The organism is Photorhabdus aegyptia (assembly GCF_000612035.1).
GTDB classification, from domain to species: Bacteria; Pseudomonadota; Gammaproteobacteria; order Enterobacterales; family Enterobacteriaceae; genus Photorhabdus; species Photorhabdus akhurstii.
The window spans coordinates 65944-85247 of the sequence record NZ_JFGV01000002.1 but is presented as its reverse complement, the minus strand read 5'-3'; the positions used below and the strand labels follow the sequence as shown (position 1 = coordinate 85247).

The following is a 19304-nucleotide window of genomic DNA, read 5'->3' as shown; positions in this document are numbered from 1 at the left end:
TAAAATAAGGGGAAGATAAAAAATAAACAAAGTATGATGTGCTGATATATTGTAGGAAGTTGTAGTAAACATAACATATTGAATATAATAAAAATTCTAATAATCAAGCAAGTAAGTAAGAGTTGTTTTATATACCAGGGAAACACTTATCTTGGGTTAATACATACATGAAAAGTACTGAAATTCAGCAATTACTAAATGAATATCCGTTAGTAAAAAATTTAATGGAATTAGAGGAAATCTTTTGGTTTAACCCTTGTAACACCACCTTTAAAGAGGGATTGCCTTTTGTCAGTTTGGACGCTGATGATGTCAGGGATGCTAAAGCACGCCTGGATCGTTTTGCGCCTTATTTATGTAAAGCTTTCCCGGAAACAGCCGTCACACATGGCATTATTGAATCAGAAATAGTGGCTATTCCTACGATGCAGAAAACACTGGAACAATATTATGGTGTGGGTATCACGGGAAGAATTTTGCTTAAAAAAGACAGCCATTTGCCAATTTCAGGTTCGATTAAAGCCCGTGGTGGAATTTATGAAGTGTTAGCTCACGCGGAAAAATTGGCATTACAGGCGGGGCTGCTTTCTAAAAACGATGATTACAGCAAACTATTCTCGGAAGAATTTAAACGGTTCTTTAATCAATACAGCATTGCTGTAGGTTCTACCGGCAATTTGGGGCTGTCCATTGGTATTGTCAGTGCGAAACTGGGTTTTAATGTCAGTGTGCATATGTCTGCCGATGCTCGTGAATGGAAGAAGCAAAAGCTACGTTCGCATGGGGTCAATGTCGTGGAACACGAACTGGATTATGGGGTAGCTGTAGCCAGAGGGCGTAAAGAAGCCGAATCTGATCCGAACTGTTTCTTTATCGACGACGAAAACTCCCAAACGTTGTTTCTGGGATATTCTGTCGCAGGTGGACGGGTAAAGGCGCAGTTTGAGCAGATGAATATTGTGGTTGATGAAGATCATCCATTATTCGTTTATTTGCCATGCGGCGTTGGTGGTGGTCCCGGTGGTGTTGCATTTGGACTGAAATTGGCTTTTGGTGATCATGTGCACTGTATTTTTGCTGAACCTACCCATTCTCCCAGTATGTTATTGGGGGTATATACTGGTTTGCATGACAATATTTGTGTACAGGACATCGGTATCGACAATATCACTGCTGCTGATGGTCTTGCGGTAGGCAGGGCTTCTGGCTTTGTTGGGCGTGCGATGGAACGTTTGCTGGATGGATTTTATACTATTCAAGATCAGGAAATGTATAATCTGTTGGGGTTACTGAATCGTGATGAGGGTATCCGGTTAGAGCCGTCGGCATTAGCTGGTATGGCGGGTCCCGCTCGTGTGAGTGGAAACCGTGATTATCTGAATAACAAAAACCTTTCAGTAGAACAGATGAGGCAGGCTACACATCTGGTTTGGGCAACCGGCGGCGGTATGGTGCCCGATGATGAAATGACAAAGTATTTAGCGACAGCCAAAATCTAATTGGCGTCTTTCACAGGGGCGATCCGGTTATCGGCATCTGGTTTCTCAGGTCCAATGTCCTGCTGGCCTCCAGGTTATTACTGAAAAACGCGTTGATTTGGTTTCCTACGTTGAAAAGTCATTTTCTTAATATTTTTCAAGTTATACCCTATGGATTTCAAGATGCATCGCGGCGGCAAGGGAGCGAATCCCCGGGAGCATAGATAACTATGTGACCGGGGTGAGAGAGTGCAGCCAACAAAGAAGCAACTTGAAAGATGACGGGTATATATTCCCGCCAGCAGTTGGCGGGAATATATCAGTACACTGGTTGCTTACATCAAACATTTTTATAATTAAATGAATGTGTTCTTGAATATTTCCACAATGGTTCCCAGTAGGATTCGATGAAAGTTTTTACCGCATCTTTTCCCTCAATAAGATAGTTGAACTCTGAAAGATATCCTGGGTAGAGATTATCAGAACCAACCACGTAGAGTTCATCGTCAATTATTGTTACTTTTGCATGATTCCCAGGAGCAGGGGCAACTTTGGGATATACCGGACCACTTGCTTTAATTAAAGACCGGAATGGGCGTCCTATAGAACCTACCTGTGGAGGTCTTTCAGCAAGAGGCGGTTCTTTTAGCGTAGCAGTATAAGAATTTTCATCCGGGGTTGGCCATTTGTATGTAGTACCTTCAATCGAAAGCTCTTCAGGTACTTTGTCTGTAAAGAAAAAAGGGGCAATCTCTATTCTTTTCAGTGCGGCTAGCCTGATTCCATCCGGATCTTCCAGCTTCTCATCGGTGTGCTCATCATGTGTTAAATAGTATTTAAATATTTCAAACGTTCTTTTGGCTCCAGAACCAAAAGAATATTGATCACCAGCGGCACCTGCGGCTGCATCAAGTGGCGATACAACAACTTGAACTTCCAGCTCGGGGTTGGCAAGTAATGCTTCGATCAACCATCGGCACACATGATGATCTCGCCACTGTTTTTTCCATGCACTGACAAGATCCTGTTGGGACATGCGAATTTTCTTCTTTGCATTCTTTATTATAAACTCTTTCATTATTTCAGAGCCTTTTTTATAATCTGTTCGCATATCAGGCCCAGACCAATATTTACCTACGGATAATATCCTGCTTGCTTTCTTATATTCTGGGTCCTTAGGTGGATTTTTTAGGTATTCTTCTTTTTTTCTGTCTATATATCTAGTAATGTGCTCTTTTTTTAATGGATCTTTTGGCTTTCCCACAATACCATTTGCATTAACCCATTTATTTTCATCTATATCAAAGAATTCTTTAGTTAGAAGGTCTGTATCAGACTCCCACATGTTATTTAAAAATAATTGTGAGCTTAATGATGCCGTTCCTATAACTTTGACAGAGACATCATGAACTGGAGGGTAATTTTTAAAGAGATCCATATTTAAATTATGGCCCCCGACAAATGACTCAATTCCATCAACTGCGATAATTTTTGTATGATTCCATGTCATTCTGGTGTCATCTTCTGGAAATATTTCCTCTGGTAGCACCTTCTTCTGTAATGATACTTTAAGCCCATCTACTATTCTGAAAAACCGACCAATCCATATTTCAGGTATACACTCCCAATGCTTTCTCCTTTCCTGAATTAATTGAATAATATCACTTTTCAATGCCAGATATTCAGGGGTGCCTTCGAAGTATGAATTCACACCGTTTAACAAAGATGTCGGTGTTTGAGCGAATAAGAACCTTATTTGAGTTCTGTCCTTCCTGTTTATTTTTTTGGTAAATGCGCGATCAATAGCTGATAGGATAACTTTTCTCCACTCTGCATCCGGGGCATTTAAGGAGGAAATATCACAGCGATAACGCATTTTTTCCAGAATACTTACAATAGCATCCTCAAATTCTGCTTCCCTTTTAATAGCCTGTGGCATTATCTCTTTTCCAAAAGGAAATCCCCATATTTTGGGAGTATCAAATATTTTTACATAGTTGATTTCACTTGTTTTATGAAAGTAACCGTCCAGTTTTTTTTGTAAACCATCCAATAAATTCATATATGTATCCTCCGGCAACAATTTTTTTACATATCAACCAACAGCCTGCCAGCATCAGACAAACCATTTATATCCGTCATCTTTCAAGTTGCTTCTTTGTTGGCTGCACTCACTCACCCCGGTTACATAGTTCTCTATGCTCCCGGGGATTCGCTCCCTTGCCGCCGCGATGCATCTTGAAATCCATAGGGTATATAATCATAATCAATTTTTGATAGGAGGAGGCTAAAAAAGATAAAACTGGGATCACGTATTTTCAAACTTAATTTATTGCATCTATTCATTAAAGAATGTTTCAAAGCTGAATATTGCCTGGTTTTTTGTACCTTAATCGAGCTGGATTTCAGGCATTTAATCCCCAAAAAGGGGGGGTAAATCGATTTTTCTGAATCATAAGTCCGAAATTCAGGCGATATCGACAATTCAATGAGGCCAGTTTTATTGAGAGTGAGAATAAAATTGGCTTTGCCGTGTTTTATTGCGTTGAGCAGGGGATTTTGAGAGGTCGCCTTGTGTATCACGGGAATAGACATGTTGAAATCGTAATCAATGATTGCATAATGCAACAAAATGTTTCATTCTATACACATGCGTTTTATATCGCATGTAGTACAAAATCCCAGAGGGGCAAACTAAACTATGGCTATCAGTATACGTTTGGATAATGACTTCGTGAATGATGTAAAAATTCATGCAGAAGCTTCAAGTAGAAGTGTACCTAAGCAAATCGAGCATTGGGCTAAGATTGGCCGCATTGCGGAGGATAACCCTGATTTGCCGTACTCTTTTATCCTTGATTCTTTACTGGCGAAAAGCGAAGTCAATAGCGGTAAGGTGTCGCGTTATGTCAGAAGGACTAAAAGATCCAAAGATTGATGTGTATGAAACAAGGCGTTTCTCTAAGGCATTATCTAAGTTATCTGAGGATCTTCTTACGATAGTAGAAGATGAGATTGATAAAATAATCGATAACCCTGAAATCGGTGAGCAGAAGAAAGGTGATTTAAATTTCCTTCGAGTTCATAAATTTCAGTTAAATAACCAGTTAACATTGCTTGGTTATTGTTGGGTTGAAGGGAAAATAGAGTTATACCTGCTGAACTTTGGCTCTCATGAAAATTTTTATCAGGAACAAAAGCGACACAGAAAAGCGGATTTAAAACTCATTGGATAGGGGCTCTATCTATTAGAGCGTTTCAAGGCTGCGTATTGCGTGGCCTTTTTTATACCACTCATTCAACGAATCTCTATTCACTTAAATCAAAGGCTATAAGCCGCCTATGTCATTCTCAAACAAAGTCATTATTGTGTCATAACATTATCATCTTGCAGATATTCTGACATCTGACGTTTTTATCCTGTTGCATTATGTAACTGTGTAAGTTACATTGATTCATGTCAGATAAGCAGCCTGCTACTAAAGACTCGGGGACAGAATCAAGAGAAATAGTTCGCATTCCCTAATTAACGCGGTTTGTTTCTGGTATGACCTGGCTATGCACCTACTAATTGATTTGCAACGAAGTGCATTTATTAATCTATATGAGAGAAAAGATATGCCTACACTTTTTGACCCAATTCGCATTGGTGATCTCGACTTGCCAAATCGCATCATTATGGCTCCTCTGACACGTAACCGTGCAGAAGGAGAGGGACGTGTTCCTAATGAGCTGATGGCGGAATACTATGCTCAGCGCGCTTCTGCTGGTTTGATTATCAGTGAAGCGACCTCAGTAACTCCGCAGGGAGTTGGCTACGAGAATACGCCGGGTATTTGGTCAGATGAACAAGTTGCTGGTTGGCGGTTGATCACGGATGCCGTGCATGCTGCCGGTGGGCGTATTTTTATACAGCTTTGGCATGTGGGGCGGATATCGGACCCTATTTTCCTTAATGGAGAACGACCTGTGGCGCCAAGTGCAATTGCGGCTGATGGTCATGTTAGCTTATTACGCCCAAAACGTCGTTTCGTGGTTCCACGAGCGCTTGAGCTTGACGAAATTCCCGGCATTGTCGAAGCATTCAGACGCGGAGCGGAAAATGCGAAAACGGCAGGGTTTGATGGAGTAGAAATACATGGCGCCAATGGATATTTGCTCGATCAGTTCTTGCAAGATAATGCTAATCTGCGCACAGATCAGTACGGAGGTTCAGTCGAAAATCGGGCTCGATTGATGCTGGAAGTGACAGACGCTTGTATTTCAGTTTGGGGATCATCACGTGTCGGCATGCATTTGTCCCCACGTGGTGGTCATTACTCTATGGCGGATTCCAATCCTGTGGCGACGTTTGGATATGTAGCACGTGAACTCGGTAAACGTGGTATTGCTTTTATCTTCTCACGTGATGCTGTTGTTGATGGTGACTTAAGTCAGGTGATAAAAGAGGCTTTTGGATCAACCTATATTGCTAACGAGGAACTTACTAAAGAAAGTGCCGAGCAAGTTCTTGCTGGCGGCAGGGCTGATGCAGTGGCTTTTGGTCATTTGTTCATCGCCAATCCAGACTTACCTCGCCGGTTTTTAGTTACAGCGCCATTTAATGAACAACAACCGGAAACTTTTATGGTTTCTGGTGCTATAGGCTATACTGATTATCCAGCACTTACCTAGGTAAGGGGATACCTTACCCGCAATGGATAGCCTAACATGAAAGATGTTCGAATTGTTTTCCGGGGATGTTAATTTAAAGCGTCAATGGCGCTTTTTGGTTGAATGTCCCAAGATATCCGGCCGGCTCATTTTATAAGAGCCGGTCATATTTCATTGCAGGATAGTTTGAAGGAGAATGATAATGTCAGATTCATTAAATGTATCTATTGTTCGCCGTTTTTATGACTCTATGGGTGATATTGATGCTCTTCGCCAGATCATGGCAAGTGATGTTATTTGGGATATTACCGAAGGTTCCCGATATGGTGGGATTTATGAAGGAATCGAAGATATACTAAATAATTTCTTTGTGCCATTTTTAAATGATATTGATGATTTTGTTGTGGACAGTTCTGAATATTTTGAATCAGATGATCATGTCATTGTTCTGGGGAATTATTTGGGGCGAGTGAAGAGTGGTAAGCGGTTCATTGCTCGTTTCGTTCATATATGGACAGTGCGGGATGGACGGTTAGTTAAATTACAACAAACTGCCGATACGCTTAAAATTGAACGTGCTCATGCAGATTATTCTATTCGGTAACGTCGGTTGCCATGCTTGTAATATTAACTGAGCCGAACAATGGCATACGGTGGCAAAACGGGAGGAGTAGGAATGTTAATCAGGCAAGTTAACATTCTGAATTTCATTTCTTGTTATGTGACGAAATTAGTGACATACTACGCGGCCTTTTTGTTCATATTTTGCTATTCTTCCGTAACATCCTTAAGGTATACAGGATTTTCCAGTGCCAACATCTACCCGTTTTGCTGTTGCTATTCATATTCTCACCGATATCGCGCTTCACCACGGACAAGCTGTGCGTTCTGAGGATATCGCAAAAAGTGTGAATACTAACCCGACTGTTGTTCGTCGGCTCTTAGGTGCCCTTGCGGAGGCTGGTCTGACTTATTCGCAAATGGGGCAGGGCGGTGGAGCGTTACTTGCCCGGCCGTCGAAGCAAATCTCATTGTTAGATATTTATCGCGCAGTTGAAGATCCTCAGTACTTTACCTTGCACCGTTCTAAACCTAATCCCAAGTGTTATATTGGGCACAATATCACGCCAGTATTAGAAGATGAATTTTCGCGTGTTACCTGTGTGCTAGAAACCGCTTTAGCTGAAACGACAGTGGCTGACATAGTAAATAAGGTCGAGGATTGCGCGGGTTTTCCTTTCACCTCGCATGACCTATGCCAGCAGGTAAAATAGTTACCACGATTACAGGCTTTAATCACAATGGATGTCTCATTATGGCGTTATCATTTTGTTAAGCGCTTTTTGTTAAGCACTTTGCCTGGGCTCGAACTTATACGAAAATAGGTGATATTGGTTGTTTTGATGTTTTGTTTCATCTTCACCTTGTTGATTGAGTAATTTTATTAGTAATTTTCCGGTGTCCCTGCCTATTTGGGGATAATCAATGCGAATTGATGTCAGTGTTGGTTGTGTATGGTCACAGTTATCTGAACCTTCCAGACAAGCAACAGCCAAATCAGTAGGTATTTTAAGTAGACGTCGCTGACATTCAAATATGACACCTAAGGCAATCACTTCATGACTGCAAATTACACCTTCCAGTTCAGGTTGACGTAATAACATCTCAGTAACTGCCTGGCGGCCAAATTGCATGCTAGCCGTATCCGAGGTAGTGATATTTTGGTCAGCATTCTGATAGTGATGCAGCATGGCTTTATGCCAGCCATTAATTTGCTGATTGCGTAAACGGCTGTCCATTTGGGCGCCAATATAACCGATATGCTTGCGGCCATTATTTAACATATGTTCAGTCAACGTATAGGCGGCCGCGGAAAAATCGGTTTCTATATTAATTGCTGTTTGTTGTTGATGAGAGCCTGCAACATTAATAATGGGAATATTGATATGAGAAATATTGCTGTAGGTTTTATCTGCCAATTGCGAACTGAAAATCACCAGTGCTGCTGCATTGCTTTGCAGTAGTGTCATGATAATTTCGGCTTCTTTATTATGGTCATATTCATGACATCCAAGCAAAACTTGAAAAGCATGTTTATTCAGCACTTGTTGCAGTGACTGTATAAATGTAGCGCTGGCTTTATCTGTCAGTGAGGGCACAAGCACCGCGATAATATTACTTTGACCTGAAGCAAGTACGCCGGCAGCGCCATTTGGGATATATCCCAATTCCTGTATGGCTTGTTCAATTTTTTCTCGTAATTTATCCGATACCATTTCTGGTGTTCTCAATGCGCGTGAAACTGTCATTGAACCGACACCGGCATACTTAGCAACATCTTGTAATGTTACTCGCCCTGTATTACGGCGTTTTCGTGTCTTTTTCATCAAAATATTTTTCTGTTTTTTTAATTAACTGCTATGAATTTGACGATGGGATTCTACCTGATCTCAGGCAATTCGTGGGAAAAAACCATGAATGTACTTTCGCTTTTTGGTGAATTAATCAGATAACAAATGATAGCGCTATCACAATAATGAATTACGATCATAGATAGCGCTATCATTTGTGACTAATATCACTGGCAGAAGACAGAAGACAGAAGACAGAAGACAGAAGACAGAAGACAGAAGACAGAAGACAGAAGACAGAGGACAGAAGGCAGGGGACAGAGAGTAGGTAGAGCGGGATGAGATCTTAATTAGGGGGAATTGATGCTAAAGAGGTTACTTACCCAGGATGTGATCCAAGTGATACCGGATATTGAAAATTGGCGCGAAGCAATCGCGATTGCTTGTCAGCCTTTGGTGGAAAATGGCGCCATTTCTTCTCGCTATATTGATGCTATTTATCGTTCGCATGAGGCAATTGGTCCCTATTATGTTGTCGGTCCCGGAATCGCTATGCCACATGCCAGACCTGAGGAAGGGGTCAATAAATTGGCTTTAGCCTTAACCGTGATTAGTAATGGAGTGGGGTTTGGGTCTGCGGAAAATGATCCGATCAAGTTGTTGATTGTCCTAGCAGCAACTGACAGCCATAGTCATATTGAGGTGATCGCTCAGCTTGCTAAGTTGTTTGATAATCAACAGGATGTTGCATTGTTGATGAGTGCCAAAAGTAAAGAAGAGATTCTTGCCGTGATTAACCAGTATTAAGTCGCTATTTTTTGCTATGGGGAAACAGTATGAAAATCACAGTCGTTTGCGGGCATGGGTTAGGTACCAGTCTGATGATGGAAATGAGTATCAAAAGTATTCTGAAAGAGATGGGAATCGATGTCAGTGTTGATCACGTCGATCTGGGGTCAGCAAAAGCAACTCAAAGCGATATTTTTGTCGGTACTAAAGATATTACGGAACAACTAGTTGTTCAGGCCGTCGATGGCAAAATTGTTGCGCTGGACAATATGGTGGATAAATCGGCAATGAAAGTACGTCTGTCCGCAGCATTAGCAGAACTTGGCGCACTGTAACTGGGAGGACGTCATGGAATTTTTCCATTTTCTGATGAGTGTCCTATCAGAACCTGCGATTTTGGTCGGTCTTATCGCGCTTATTGGTTTGATCTTGCAAAGGAAACCGGTGACGGAATGTATCAAAGGCACTATAAAAACCATTATGGGGTTTGTGATCTTGGGGGCGGGGGCTGGATTAGTCGTCTCTTCACTGGGGGGTTTTGCTGAAATTTTCCAACACGCTTTTGGTATTCAGGGGGTAGTACCAAATAACGAAGCCATTGTTTCCATTGCGCAGAAAAGTTTTGGTAAAGAAATGGCAATGATCATGTTCTTTGCTATGGTGATCAATATTTTGATTGCACGTTTTACCCCGTGGAAATTTATCTTTCTGACTGGGCACCACACATTATTTATGTCCATGATGGTCGCGGTAATTTTGGCGACAGCAGGGATTAAAGGCACTATGCTAGTGGCTATTGGTTCTGTGGTTGTCGGTGTTGCTATGGTTTTCTTCCCGGCGATTGCCCATCCATATATGAAGAAAGTAACAGGTTCTGATGATGTTGCCATTGGGCATTTTTCCACGCTTTCCTATGTCCTATCTGGTTTTATTGGCAGTAAACTGGGAAATAAAGCGTATTCAACAGAAGAGATGAATGTTCCGAAAAGCTTGCTGTTTCTGCGTGATACACCAGTTGCCATCTCTTTTACGATGGCGATTATTTTCATGATCAGTTGCTTATTCGCTGGTAGTGATTTTGTGAGAGAAGTCAGTGGTGGGAAAAATGGATTTATGTTCTCGCTAATGCAATCTATTACTTTTGCCGCTGGTGTATACATTATTCTGCAAGGTGTGAGAATGGTCATTGCAGAAATCGTTCCCGCGTTTAAAGGAATTTCTGACAAACTGGTACCAAATGCTAAACCAGCATTAGATTGCCCGGTTGTCTTCCCTTACGCGCCTAATGCAGTATTGGTAGGGTTCTTGAGCAGTTTTGTGGCTGGTGTTATCGGTATGTTTATACTGTATGCACTAGGTATGACAGTCATTATTCCCGGAGTTGTGCCACACTTCTTTGTTGGTGCAGCGGCTGGAGTTTTTGGTAATGCGACAGGGGGGCGTAGAGGCGCTATTCTTGGGGCTTTTGCTCAGGGATTTCTGATCACCTTCTTACCTGTGTTCCTGTTACCTGTTTTGGGGGATATTGGTATTGCCAACACGACATTCAGTGATGCTGATTTTGGCGCATTGGGCATTCTGTTAGGTATTATTGTTCGTTGATTGTGGATTTGGCATTGAAACAGGGGGTTAAAACACCCTGTCTCTTGCCAAAATGTTGATGTAAACCATTTGACTGTGGTAAGGCATCGGTCAATGCTCATAAAAATCTCTTGGTTTCATCGTTTTTTATATAAAGTCTTCAACAGAAATAAGAAAGTAAATTTTCAAAAAAATGATTATTTAGTCACGTTTTTAGCCCTTTATTTTAATTCGTCAAATTGTTATCCATATATCAGTTAGGGGAACTTAAGCAAAATTCAGGTTAATTAAACAGGTCAGAGAGAAATATGTAGCAATGAAATCTATTGTTTATAGCAAAATATGGCCTATGGATTGAAGGTATTTGGGGGGAATATAAAGATCATAATTATTCTCTTTGCAAAGTGTTCTTAGCTCAATGGCTGAGTTAACTGATAGTTTCTCATAGATACTTTCGAAATATTTTTCCACAGTGCGATATGAAATTTTCATTTCGTCAGCGATATATTTATTGCTAACTCCACGGCAGAATAAAAAAATGATTATCCATTCTTTCTCTTTTAATAGATTGTTAGGTTGCTGAAATCGGATTGATATAGCAATATTGTTCTCCATATAATGAGATACGGTAAAGTTATGTATTTCTCTGGCATGAGAAATTATGCCAATACACTGTTTATTTTCATCCATTAATGGATATTTATCACAGAAATAGGATGTAGTTTGCTCGTTTTTGGTTTGAGGGAAAGTGCTAAGAGATGATATTCGTTGCATACCCTGCAATACCTTGTGATCATGTTCCTCAAAAAGATGAGCAAATTGATTAACGGGTGAAGGTAACTCTTTATCGGTATACCCAATAATATCAAAATTTTCAGGTAATTTATTAGCCCTAATAAACATTTTATTTGCATAAATAAAGCGGAACTCCTTATCTTTTACAAACCACGGTTCTGAGCTTTTATCCCACATATTAGTTAATTGAGGAGTAATAAAAGGGACTTTTTTACATCCTGATTGACTCATATTTGACCTTTATAACATTATTACCTTATAAAAAATTTGAATAAATAGACGATATTTATAAGTAAGACAATAAGAACCTTTTTGGTGCATAGAGATCAAAACTATTTAGTCGGCAATATTCCTCCAATTGTGAATCTGAGTTAACTTTCAATTTATTATAAATCTTTCTTATATATTCCTCTATGGTTTTATCTGAGATTTTGAGTAATTGACAGATTTGTGTTCTATTATATTTTTGTAGAAAAAGAAAAACAATTTCCCATTCCTGTTCAGTAAGGAGATGAGTTGGTGATTGAAACCTAATAGAAGCAGGCAGTTTACTATGAAATAGCCGAGTCAATGAATTATCCTGAACTTTCCAGGCATGGAAAAGAATACCGATGCATTCATTGTTATCATCATAGAATGGAAATTTCTCTTGGAAATAAGATGATAAAACTTTATCTCGGCCAAATACATGTGTCTCTAATGATAAAATACTTTCTCTATTTTTTATGACCTGCAAATCATGTATAATAAAATCTTTGGCAAATTCATTGCCTTTCCAGGGGATATCACTATCGTATTTACCTTCATAATCATAGTTTGCATTCATATTTTGGAGTTTAATTAATGCATCATTACCATAGAGAAAGCAGGAAGATTTATCCTTTATTCCCCAAGGTTCATTGCTTACTTCCAGGGTATTGATTATTTGTAGCGAAGTAGTGGAATTTTTTCTAGTCATATTCATGTAATATTTTGATTTAGGAAAACATCATGCTTTCTTGTTGCAAAAATTTCTCTGATGCGTTGAGCTCAAAGTCATTGAGACAACGATATCCCTCTAGTTTTTGGCTAATGTATTTTTGTAAAGATAGGAAAATAATAGCATGCTTAACTTGAGTAAAAAGTTCAGATGGTGTTTGGTACATAATGGATGCTAGTAATTTTCCATAAAACAGACAGGTTAGAGAAAAAACTTTTGCTTTATTTACATGAAAGAGAGTACCAAGACAGTGCTGTGAATCCTTATCTTCTGTAATCGGTGCAGGTAATTCACTTGCTGAAAGTTCGGTAATATCAGAGTTTTTAGATAAGTTGAGTTGTTGGTAAAAAAACGGATTGGCATAGATAAATTTTGGCTGGCAATGTTTAGCTTCCCAAAGATTATAGTTTTTTTCTCTCAGGTAAACTAATTGCGGAGTGATATTATTTTGTTTGTTTTTTATATTTAACATGACAACTCCTTAATGAGTATTTTAATCATTATCTGAAGAGTTTTTCTATTGATTCCATCTAAAATAACCTGATTATATAACAGATTGCAATAATTAATTCGTATAAAGATAAAATTTATCGATTTTTACCTAAATCCGTTAATCAAATAGTTTATTATTTTATGTAAAAATACCTCTATATGAGAATATATAAACATCAGTATTGTTTAGTACTAAAATTATTTAAATCATTTCATGCCAGTTTGATTTAATAGTTAACATCCCTTCCTGTATTTTTATTTTCCTTGGCTGTCGAGATCATATTGTATGGTTTTTGTTCTGTGAATTAAGACGTTGCCTGTAATAATAATAAATCAATGAGCATGATCAGATTAGACTCGAATGAAGTGATCTCGTTGATTTCCGCATCAAAATAAATTGCCTCGTCATATAATGCAAAGTGCACATCAGCCAGTGAAGCCAATGGATTGGCAGATGAGCGGGTGAATGCAATGACTGTCATACCAATATTATGAGCAATGCGTACTTTATCCAACACCTGTTCTGTCTGACCGCTGCGAGAGATAGCGATAAAAACTTCATATTTCATCGCATTACTTAGGAAGATTTTACGGCTATCTCCTGGGTCGGATCTAAAAGCTGTTTTCCCTAGCACTTGCAATTTTTGCGTCAAATAATTGACAAATAGCCCGGAAAAACCAGCACCATAGAGAAAAAAACTCTCTTTCTCACGTAGCAGCGTGCTAAAACACGACATTCTTTCTGGTGTGACCAAAGTGAAAGTTTTACGGTAATTAGTCACGAAGTGTTCAAATGCATCAGGAATGATCTCATTATGTTGGGGTTGAGCATTCTCGAAAATAGACGTTCCACTGGATAGCAATTGTTTGCAATACCAAATAAATTCACTATAACCACTGAACCCTAGTTTCTGGCATAAACGCATAATAGTGGCGGGAGAGATGAACGTGGCTTTTGCCAGTTCACGTACCGTAATCTGCCCAATCAACAATGGATGTGCGGTCAAATGGGATAACACGCGGTATTCCGCGCGAGTTATTCTTTCGCTGCGCTGTAATAGAGGTGCTAACCGATTATCCATTATTTATCCAGTGATAACAGGCAGGTAAACTGCCATATCCATATAATAAGTGTTTTTGATCTTGCTGATTCTTATAGCATCAATAACTTAAAAATTGATTTTGCCGATCAGTTAAAGGTAATAGAGAGGCTTATCAAATATCTCCGCTATTGTTTGGTAATCGAATTGTGGTGAATTTTCTCAATCTCCTCAAGATAATGATTGCCGGACAGTGAGCCCGCTCGCATAAAAATCTTCTTTTTTATGTAAAAAAGGCAGATTATAGGTTAAATATTGGTTAAATTGCTTCACCTTGGTGCCAGGCTCGGTTGAGTGTAGGCCAATAACCTTGGTTAGCTTCGATCATTTCATCGAGAATCGCTTTGGCTTGTTGCATAGTAGGTACGGTACGATTCAGTGTGAAGGCTTGCAGCACTTTCTCATAGCTACCTTCTAATGCGGCTTCCACTAACAACTGTTCTGAAGCCAGTTGTTGCGCTAGCAGCGCCTGATGAAACAGTGGTACGTTCCCTATACGTACCGGTTCAGGACCTTGAGCGGTAATGTAAGCGGGTATTTCCACCATTGCATCGTAAGGTAAGTTAGCGATAGCGCCCCTATTCTCGGTAATCACCAGATGGCGCTGACGCAAATCAAAAGCCAGTGAGCATGCTACGTCAACAATAAAAGCGCCGTGCACCCCGACATGGAAAGCATCGGGTAAAATGCCTGTGCGTTTAAACTCAGCCGCTGCTTTAAACAACTTCTTTTCCCGACCGTCCATCACTTCGTTGGCACGGGTATGGTCAGGATTTTGGTGCTCAACAATGTGGTTTGGCATCAGATAGTATTGTAAATAGGGATTAGGCACATAATCAGGAAAATGGTCCATGATCGGCTTGATATTACGCCAGGTTTTAACCCATGCTGGATCAGCATGTTGCGGGTCTGTCTGTGCTGCATCAGCAGTCAGCAGGCCATGCTGAGCGATATGACGACGTAATTCAGGCAAATTATCTTTTCCGTTCACCCACACTTTGGTAAACCAGCCGAAATGGTTCAGACCAAAGTAATCGACGGTGATATCGTGACGATCCACACCTAAAATTGCTGCCATATTGCGCATAGCGGCCACTGGCATATCACAGATGTTGAGTACTCTGGCTTGTGGACGTAGACGGCGTATTCCTTCAGCGACGATAGAGGCGGGGTTAGAGTAATTTACGATCCAAGCGTTATCTGCATAGCGCTCCACCAAATCGATCAGTTCCACCATTGGCATGATAGTACGCAGGCCGTAAGCCAATCCGCCAAGACCACAGGTTTCCTGACCAATTACGCCGTGACGTAAGGGGATCTTTTCGTCCTGTTCTCGCATTTTGTACTGACCAACGCGTATTTGGGCAAAGACAAAATGGGCGCCGCTAAAAGCGGTTTTTGCCTCGTTTGTTACGACAAAGCGAATCGTCTGGCTATGCTCACGTATCACTTTTTCCACTACCGGCGCAATGGTGTCTTGCCGGTGAGTATCGATGTCATACAAACGAATTTCCGCTAGTGGGAAGTCGTTTAGTCGTACCATCAGGCTTTTTACGATACCTGGCGTATAGGTACTACCGCCGCCGGCGATAGTTAAAACGAAAGGGGCGCTAGCCATATTTATGCTCCTGTTAAAGTGCTTCTTCTACAGCTTCACGTATCTTTTTGACGTGCAGACCGTAAATTACCTGAACGTTATTTCCCTGACAGATGACACCTTTTGCGCCGGTCGATTTAAGCCTGTTTTCGTCAATGAGCGTGGTGTCATGTACCGTTATGCGCAATCGGGTATAGCAGTTGTCGATAGCGACAATATTCGCTGTACCGCCTAATCCGCAGATGATTTGTTGTCCTGGTTTGTCATCATCGGCAACTTGATACTCTTTCTTGCTATAGAGGCGTGTTTCTTGATCGTCACTTTCTCGTCCAGGGGTTTTCAGGTCGTAATGTAAAATCAGGAAACGGAATGCGAAAAAATAAATCACCGACATGATTAGCCCTAAGGCGATATACATTGGCCAGTTAGATTTTTCGGTGCCGAGCGGTAAGTTATATAGTATGAAGTCGATTATACCGTTAGCGCCGATAGCATGTACGCCGAGTAGATAGAACAGCATAAAACCTAAACCAGTTAACAGGGCATGAACGCCAAACAGTAGCGGAGCAACAAACAGGAAAGAAAATTCAAGTGGTTCGGTTACGCCTAACAAAAAAGTGGTCATAGCGGCAGGGATGAGAACAGCTTTTGCCGCACTTTTCTTTGCTGGGTGGGCAGTCACATACATTGCCAGCGCAGCGGCAGTCAGGCCAAACATCTTACTGATCCCTCGCGCATCCCATACCACACTGTTACTGAGTTGATGTACAGTTGGGCAGGCCATTTCAGCGAAATAGATATTGCGTGCTCCTTGATGTACAGTGCCGCATACCTCTGCAACGCCCCCTAATTCGGTATACAAAAAGGGCGTATAAACCAGATGATGTAAGCCTAATGGGATCAGAATGCGTTCCAGAAAGCCGTATATGGCGACGCCAAATGGCCCGGACTCATGAATACCGTGAGCAAGGGCGCCGATGCCCCGTTGTGCGTAGGGCCAAATATCGCTCATTAAGTAACCCGATATAACGGCCAGAGGGATCATCAGAATGGCGACAAAACAGTGCCCGGAATAAATTGCCATCACACCATTAAACTGTTTTGACGAATAGCGGTTATAGCAATAACCAGCCAATGCACCGATCAGTATCCCGGCAAAAGCGCCCATTTCCAACACTTGCACACCCAGAACCATGCCTTGGCCAACATTGCGCATTTGCGTTTCTGGCGCCAATTTTCCCTGTAATGCTAAAGTAACGTGCATAGCGTTGATAAAAATGACGAAAGTGACCAGACCGATCAATGCGGCATAACCTTTATTGCGTTTTGCCAGCCCGATAGGGATTCCAACAGCAAAAATCAACGCCAGATTGCTCAATATTGAAACAGCAGATTGGGAGATCAATTTCCCAGATTGCTGAACTAACCAATGGCTTAAAAATGGAAAATATTCTGCAAGATTACCGTTTCCCAATACATTGCCAAAAGCAATAAATAGCCCGACGATAGGGAGAATTAGCACCGGGCCGTACAAAGATTTGCCAAGGTTTTGCAACGCATTAATGATCCTTTTCATTAAACTTCTGTTCCTTGCTAGAAATATTATTTGGTTACATAAAACTAAAGATACAGATTAAGAATAACAGCTCAGGAAGGTAAAATGACACTTATCCGATTGTTTTAAATAACAAATGACTGAAAAAGTAACATGTAACTTTTAAACGTGTGAGTGCATTCGCAAATCAATTTTTGTTACAAAGGATTGGCGGAAGAGGACAATAATGAGTCATAATGTTCGGGGTTTAGATAGTAAATAACATCATTGTGGTGACATGGCTGAAATCTGGAGGTGATTTGGAAAGCTGAATATTGTATCTAGCTGATATACCAAATCATTCTACATAGAGGATCATCTACTCATGTTACCAGTTTGTTAAATTTACTGTCGGCTGGGTTTTCTTCGGCAAGATAGAGAGATTGAATGTTTATCGAAAGCCGACAAATATCGCTGCATCAACATCCTTCCTTAGTGATTTGAACCAGAAATTAATCGACTGATACGTCCTTTTGTTAAAATGGTTATTGAACTTATTGCAGTGATTTTTGTTGGTAATTCTAGCCAAAAAGCCTTATTTGGTGGGAATCGGTTAATTGAATCACTATTTTTCTTTTAACCTAGGGATGGTAAGAATAGGGGGGATTACCGGAGAACAGACATTGAATATCTATCCGTTACGCAGCTTGAACATAGATCAAGTACAGAAACAGAGGTTTCATACAATAATCTGCCGCCATTCCGGCGCAGGTTTATTTATTATGGGGGATTTAGGGTTGGTTCTGGGTCTCAATCAGTTACAGATAACGCAGTGTGTTACATGCGTTAAAATAAAGAATATTTGGGATAGACCATAATGGGTCAACGAAGACATCTAACGCAATACGAAGTGGAAAGAATACTGGAAGTGGCGAAAAAGAGTCCTAATGGGGCGCGCGACTATTGTCTGGTATACATGAGCTTTGTTCATGGCTTACGTGTTAGTGAAGCCAGATATCTACGGTTATCTGATCTGGATTTGGATGATGGCAGTTTGTATATCCGGCGTTTAAAAGGCGGATTTTCTACTATTCATCCTCTTTTGGGTTATGAGATCCAAGCGATCAAGGAGTGGTTAAAAGTCCGTAAAACCTTCCGAGGGGCAGAAAGTGATTGGTTGTTTCTGTCACGCAGCGGAAACGCACTGACTCGCCAGCGCGTTTATCAACTTATTAACCAATTCGGACGATTGGCTAAGATTTCCATAGATTCGCATCCGCACATGTTGCGCCATGCCTGTGGTTTTGCGCTGGCAGATAGAGGGATAGATACTCGGTTGATACAAGATTATCTTGGGCACAGTAATATTCGCCATACTGTACGATATACCGCCAGTAATGCGGAGCGTTTCCACGGTGTTTGGGGTGTAAAAAGGAATCGGCAACGAGAATTACACTTTGATTATGTCCCACAGGAAAATGCTTGTTCAACTGAATAAGCGATTCTGATGTATGCGCCTGTTAAGGCGCATACATAAAAACCCTCTTAAACAGCGTGATTGTATCTAGAGAATAGGGATGACAAGCTCTGTCTTTAAAAATAAAGCATCGTGTTGACGAATTTCTGACATAATATCAGACCTTTCATGCAGCGTTTTTTCAAATAATTGTTCCTGATCTTGGAAAAAATGATATTTCTCCGGCGTAACTCATTCTGCTAGTCGTTCCCTAATATCTTATCGATTTTGGTTTAATAACTTATTTCTTTAACTACCCGTGTTGACGTAGGTCTGTACCAATTTAGGGGGGGGTGAATGGCAAAGTTATTGGTGTACCAAATCCCTTAGGGGAGGTAGGCAAAAAACGATGGCAGGAAAAATGTGAGTAATCTCAAAAAATTGCGATTTTATTTCACATAAGTATTGAATGAAAATTATTCATGTTTCACACTCGTTG

The 19304-nt window shown here is 40.6% G+C and carries 18 protein-coding genes; 10 read left to right on the top strand and 8 right to left on the bottom strand.

Annotated features, from left to right (window positions below):
- Positions 1-167: 167 nt before the first annotated feature.
- Positions 168-1499: a D-serine ammonia-lyase gene (locus tag BA1DRAFT_RS01255; RefSeq protein WP_036775486.1), complete on the top strand. Its 1332-nt coding sequence runs from the start codon at positions 168-170 to the stop codon at positions 1497-1499.
- A gap of 319 nt (positions 1500-1818) precedes the next feature.
- Here the strand turns inward: BA1DRAFT_RS01255 and BA1DRAFT_RS01250 are convergent, their stop codons facing one another.
- Positions 1819-3540 carry a phospholipase D-like domain-containing protein gene (locus BA1DRAFT_RS01250; RefSeq protein ID WP_036775485.1) on the bottom strand — a complete coding sequence of 574 codons (1722 nt, stop codon included), beginning with the start codon at positions 3538-3540 and terminating at the stop codon, positions 1819-1821.
- Positions 3541-4179: 639 nt separating this feature from the next.
- Here BA1DRAFT_RS01250 and BA1DRAFT_RS01240 point away from each other — a divergent pair.
- The 5 genes from BA1DRAFT_RS01240 (at position 4180) to BA1DRAFT_RS01220 (ending at position 7405) form a co-directional block, all read left to right on the top strand.
- Positions 4180-4416, top strand: a complete 237-nt coding sequence (locus BA1DRAFT_RS01240; protein ID WP_036775482.1) for a TA system antitoxin ParD family protein — start codon at positions 4180-4182, stop codon at positions 4414-4416.
- The gene (locus tag BA1DRAFT_RS01235; protein WP_036775481.1) at positions 4385-4714 is read left to right on the top strand and encodes a type II toxin-antitoxin system RelE/ParE family toxin; all 330 of its coding nucleotides are present in this window, start codon (positions 4385-4387) and stop codon (positions 4712-4714) included. Before BA1DRAFT_RS01240 ends, BA1DRAFT_RS01235 begins: the two co-directional genes overlap by 32 nt.
- A gap of 382 nt (positions 4715-5096) precedes the next feature.
- On the top strand, positions 5097-6152 hold the full coding sequence (locus BA1DRAFT_RS01230) for an alkene reductase (protein WP_036775478.1): 1056 nt from the start codon (positions 5097-5099) through the stop codon (positions 6150-6152).
- A gap of 181 nt (positions 6153-6333) precedes the next feature.
- Positions 6334-6735: a nuclear transport factor 2 family protein gene (locus BA1DRAFT_RS01225; protein WP_036775477.1), complete on the top strand. Its 402-nt coding sequence runs from the start codon at positions 6334-6336 to the stop codon at positions 6733-6735.
- Positions 6736-6940: 205 nt separating this feature from the next.
- Entirely contained in the window at positions 6941-7405 is a 465-nt protein-coding gene (locus tag BA1DRAFT_RS01220) for an Rrf2 family transcriptional regulator (RefSeq protein ID WP_036775476.1), read from the top strand.
- Positions 7406-7477: 72 nt separating this feature from the next.
- Here BA1DRAFT_RS01220 and BA1DRAFT_RS01215 read toward each other — a convergent pair whose 3' ends face one another.
- Positions 7478-8518, bottom strand: a complete 1041-nt coding sequence (locus tag BA1DRAFT_RS01215; protein WP_036775475.1) for a LacI family DNA-binding transcriptional regulator — start codon at positions 8516-8518, stop codon at positions 7478-7480.
- Positions 8519-8845: 327 nt separating this feature from the next.
- Between BA1DRAFT_RS01215 and BA1DRAFT_RS01210 the strand changes: the two genes are divergently transcribed.
- From BA1DRAFT_RS01210 to BA1DRAFT_RS01200, 3 genes are read left to right on the top strand one after another with little or no spacing between them, the layout of a single operon-like run.
- The gene (locus BA1DRAFT_RS01210; RefSeq protein WP_036775473.1) at positions 8846-9289 is read left to right on the top strand and encodes a PTS sugar transporter subunit IIA; all 444 of its coding nucleotides are present in this window, start codon (positions 8846-8848) and stop codon (positions 9287-9289) included.
- Positions 9290-9318: 29 nt separating this feature from the next.
- Entirely contained in the window at positions 9319-9606 is a 288-nt protein-coding gene (locus BA1DRAFT_RS01205; protein WP_036775472.1) for a PTS sugar transporter subunit IIB, read from the top strand.
- Between the two features lie 13 nt (positions 9607-9619).
- Positions 9620-10873 carry a PTS ascorbate transporter subunit IIC gene (locus BA1DRAFT_RS01200; protein WP_036775470.1) on the top strand — a complete coding sequence of 418 codons (1254 nt, stop codon included), beginning with the start codon at positions 9620-9622 and terminating at the stop codon, positions 10871-10873.
- A 309-nt stretch (positions 10874-11182) separates the two neighbouring features.
- Here BA1DRAFT_RS01200 and BA1DRAFT_RS01195 read toward each other — a convergent pair whose 3' ends face one another.
- From BA1DRAFT_RS01195 to BA1DRAFT_RS01170, 6 genes are all read right to left on the bottom strand, one after another.
- Positions 11183-11878, bottom strand: a complete 696-nt coding sequence (locus BA1DRAFT_RS01195; RefSeq protein ID WP_036775469.1) for a helix-turn-helix transcriptional regulator — start codon at positions 11876-11878, stop codon at positions 11183-11185.
- A 55-nt stretch (positions 11879-11933) separates the two neighbouring features.
- Positions 11934-12605 (bottom strand): helix-turn-helix transcriptional regulator, encoded by a 672-nt coding sequence (locus tag BA1DRAFT_RS01190; RefSeq protein ID WP_036775522.1) that lies wholly within the window; start codon positions 12603-12605, stop codon positions 11934-11936.
- Between the two features lie 19 nt (positions 12606-12624).
- On the bottom strand, positions 12625-13098 hold the full coding sequence (locus BA1DRAFT_RS21150; RefSeq protein WP_051560613.1) for a hypothetical protein: 474 nt from the start codon (positions 13096-13098) through the stop codon (positions 12625-12627).
- Positions 13099-13423: 325 nt separating this feature from the next.
- Complete coding sequence (locus BA1DRAFT_RS01180) at positions 13424-14200, bottom strand: MurR/RpiR family transcriptional regulator (protein ID WP_036775467.1); 777 nt, start codon at positions 14198-14200, stop codon at positions 13424-13426.
- A gap of 277 nt (positions 14201-14477) precedes the next feature.
- A complete protein-coding gene (locus BA1DRAFT_RS01175; RefSeq protein WP_036775466.1) occupies positions 14478-15836 on the bottom strand; it encodes a 6-phospho-alpha-glucosidase in 1359 nt (452 codons plus the stop codon).
- 13 nt (positions 15837-15849) lie between these two features.
- On the bottom strand, positions 15850-17391 hold the full coding sequence (locus BA1DRAFT_RS01170) for a PTS transporter subunit EIIC (RefSeq protein WP_036775465.1): 1542 nt from the start codon (positions 17389-17391) through the stop codon (positions 15850-15852).
- An 835-nt stretch (positions 17392-18226) separates the two neighbouring features.
- On the opposite strand from BA1DRAFT_RS01170, the gene BA1DRAFT_RS01165 reads away from it, so the two are divergent.
- Complete coding sequence (locus BA1DRAFT_RS01165) at positions 18227-18847, top strand: tyrosine-type DNA invertase (RefSeq protein WP_036775462.1); 621 nt, start codon at positions 18227-18229, stop codon at positions 18845-18847.
- Positions 18848-19304 lie beyond the last annotated feature (457 nt).

What these genes read in the sequence shown, in the direction of transcription:
- BA1DRAFT_RS01205 (WP_036775472.1), top strand. Translation starts at nt 9,319, where the DNA reads ATGAAAATCACAGTCGTTTGCGGGCATGGGTTAGGTACCAGTCTGATG.
- BA1DRAFT_RS01175 (WP_036775466.1), bottom strand. Translation starts at nt 15,836, where the DNA reads ATGGCTAGCGCCCCTTTCGTTTTAACTATCGCCGGCGGCGGTAGTACC.
- BA1DRAFT_RS01250 (WP_036775485.1), bottom strand. Translation starts at nt 3,540, where the DNA reads ATGAATTTATTGGATGGTTTACAAAAAAAACTGGACGGTTACTTTCAT.
- BA1DRAFT_RS01255 (WP_036775486.1), top strand. Translation starts at nt 168, where the DNA reads ATGAAAAGTACTGAAATTCAGCAATTACTAAATGAATATCCGTTAGTA.
- BA1DRAFT_RS01225 (WP_036775477.1), top strand. Translation starts at nt 6,334, where the DNA reads ATGTCAGATTCATTAAATGTATCTATTGTTCGCCGTTTTTATGACTCT.
- BA1DRAFT_RS01230 (WP_036775478.1), top strand. Translation starts at nt 5,097, where the DNA reads ATGCCTACACTTTTTGACCCAATTCGCATTGGTGATCTCGACTTGCCA.
- BA1DRAFT_RS01235 (WP_036775481.1), top strand. Translation starts at nt 4,385, where the DNA reads ATGTCAGAAGGACTAAAAGATCCAAAGATTGATGTGTATGAAACAAGG.
- BA1DRAFT_RS01180 (WP_036775467.1), bottom strand. Translation starts at nt 14,200, where the DNA reads ATGGATAATCGGTTAGCACCTCTATTACAGCGCAGCGAAAGAATAACT.
- BA1DRAFT_RS01165 (WP_036775462.1), top strand. Translation starts at nt 18,227, where the DNA reads ATGGGTCAACGAAGACATCTAACGCAATACGAAGTGGAAAGAATACTG.
- BA1DRAFT_RS01170 (WP_036775465.1), bottom strand. Translation starts at nt 17,391, where the DNA reads ATGAAAAGGATCATTAATGCGTTGCAAAACCTTGGCAAATCTTTGTAC.
- BA1DRAFT_RS01215 (WP_036775475.1), bottom strand. Translation starts at nt 8,518, where the DNA reads ATGAAAAAGACACGAAAACGCCGTAATACAGGGCGAGTAACATTACAA.
- BA1DRAFT_RS01200 (WP_036775470.1), top strand. Translation starts at nt 9,620, where the DNA reads ATGGAATTTTTCCATTTTCTGATGAGTGTCCTATCAGAACCTGCGATT.
- BA1DRAFT_RS01240 (WP_036775482.1), top strand. Translation starts at nt 4,180, where the DNA reads ATGGCTATCAGTATACGTTTGGATAATGACTTCGTGAATGATGTAAAA.
- BA1DRAFT_RS01210 (WP_036775473.1), top strand. Translation starts at nt 8,846, where the DNA reads ATGCTAAAGAGGTTACTTACCCAGGATGTGATCCAAGTGATACCGGAT.
- BA1DRAFT_RS01195 (WP_036775469.1), bottom strand. Translation starts at nt 11,878, where the DNA reads ATGAGTCAATCAGGATGTAAAAAAGTCCCTTTTATTACTCCTCAATTA.
- BA1DRAFT_RS01190 (WP_036775522.1), bottom strand. Translation starts at nt 12,605, where the DNA reads ATGACTAGAAAAAATTCCACTACTTCGCTACAAATAATCAATACCCTG.
- BA1DRAFT_RS21150 (WP_051560613.1), bottom strand. Translation starts at nt 13,098, where the DNA reads ATGTTAAATATAAAAAACAAACAAAATAATATCACTCCGCAATTAGTT.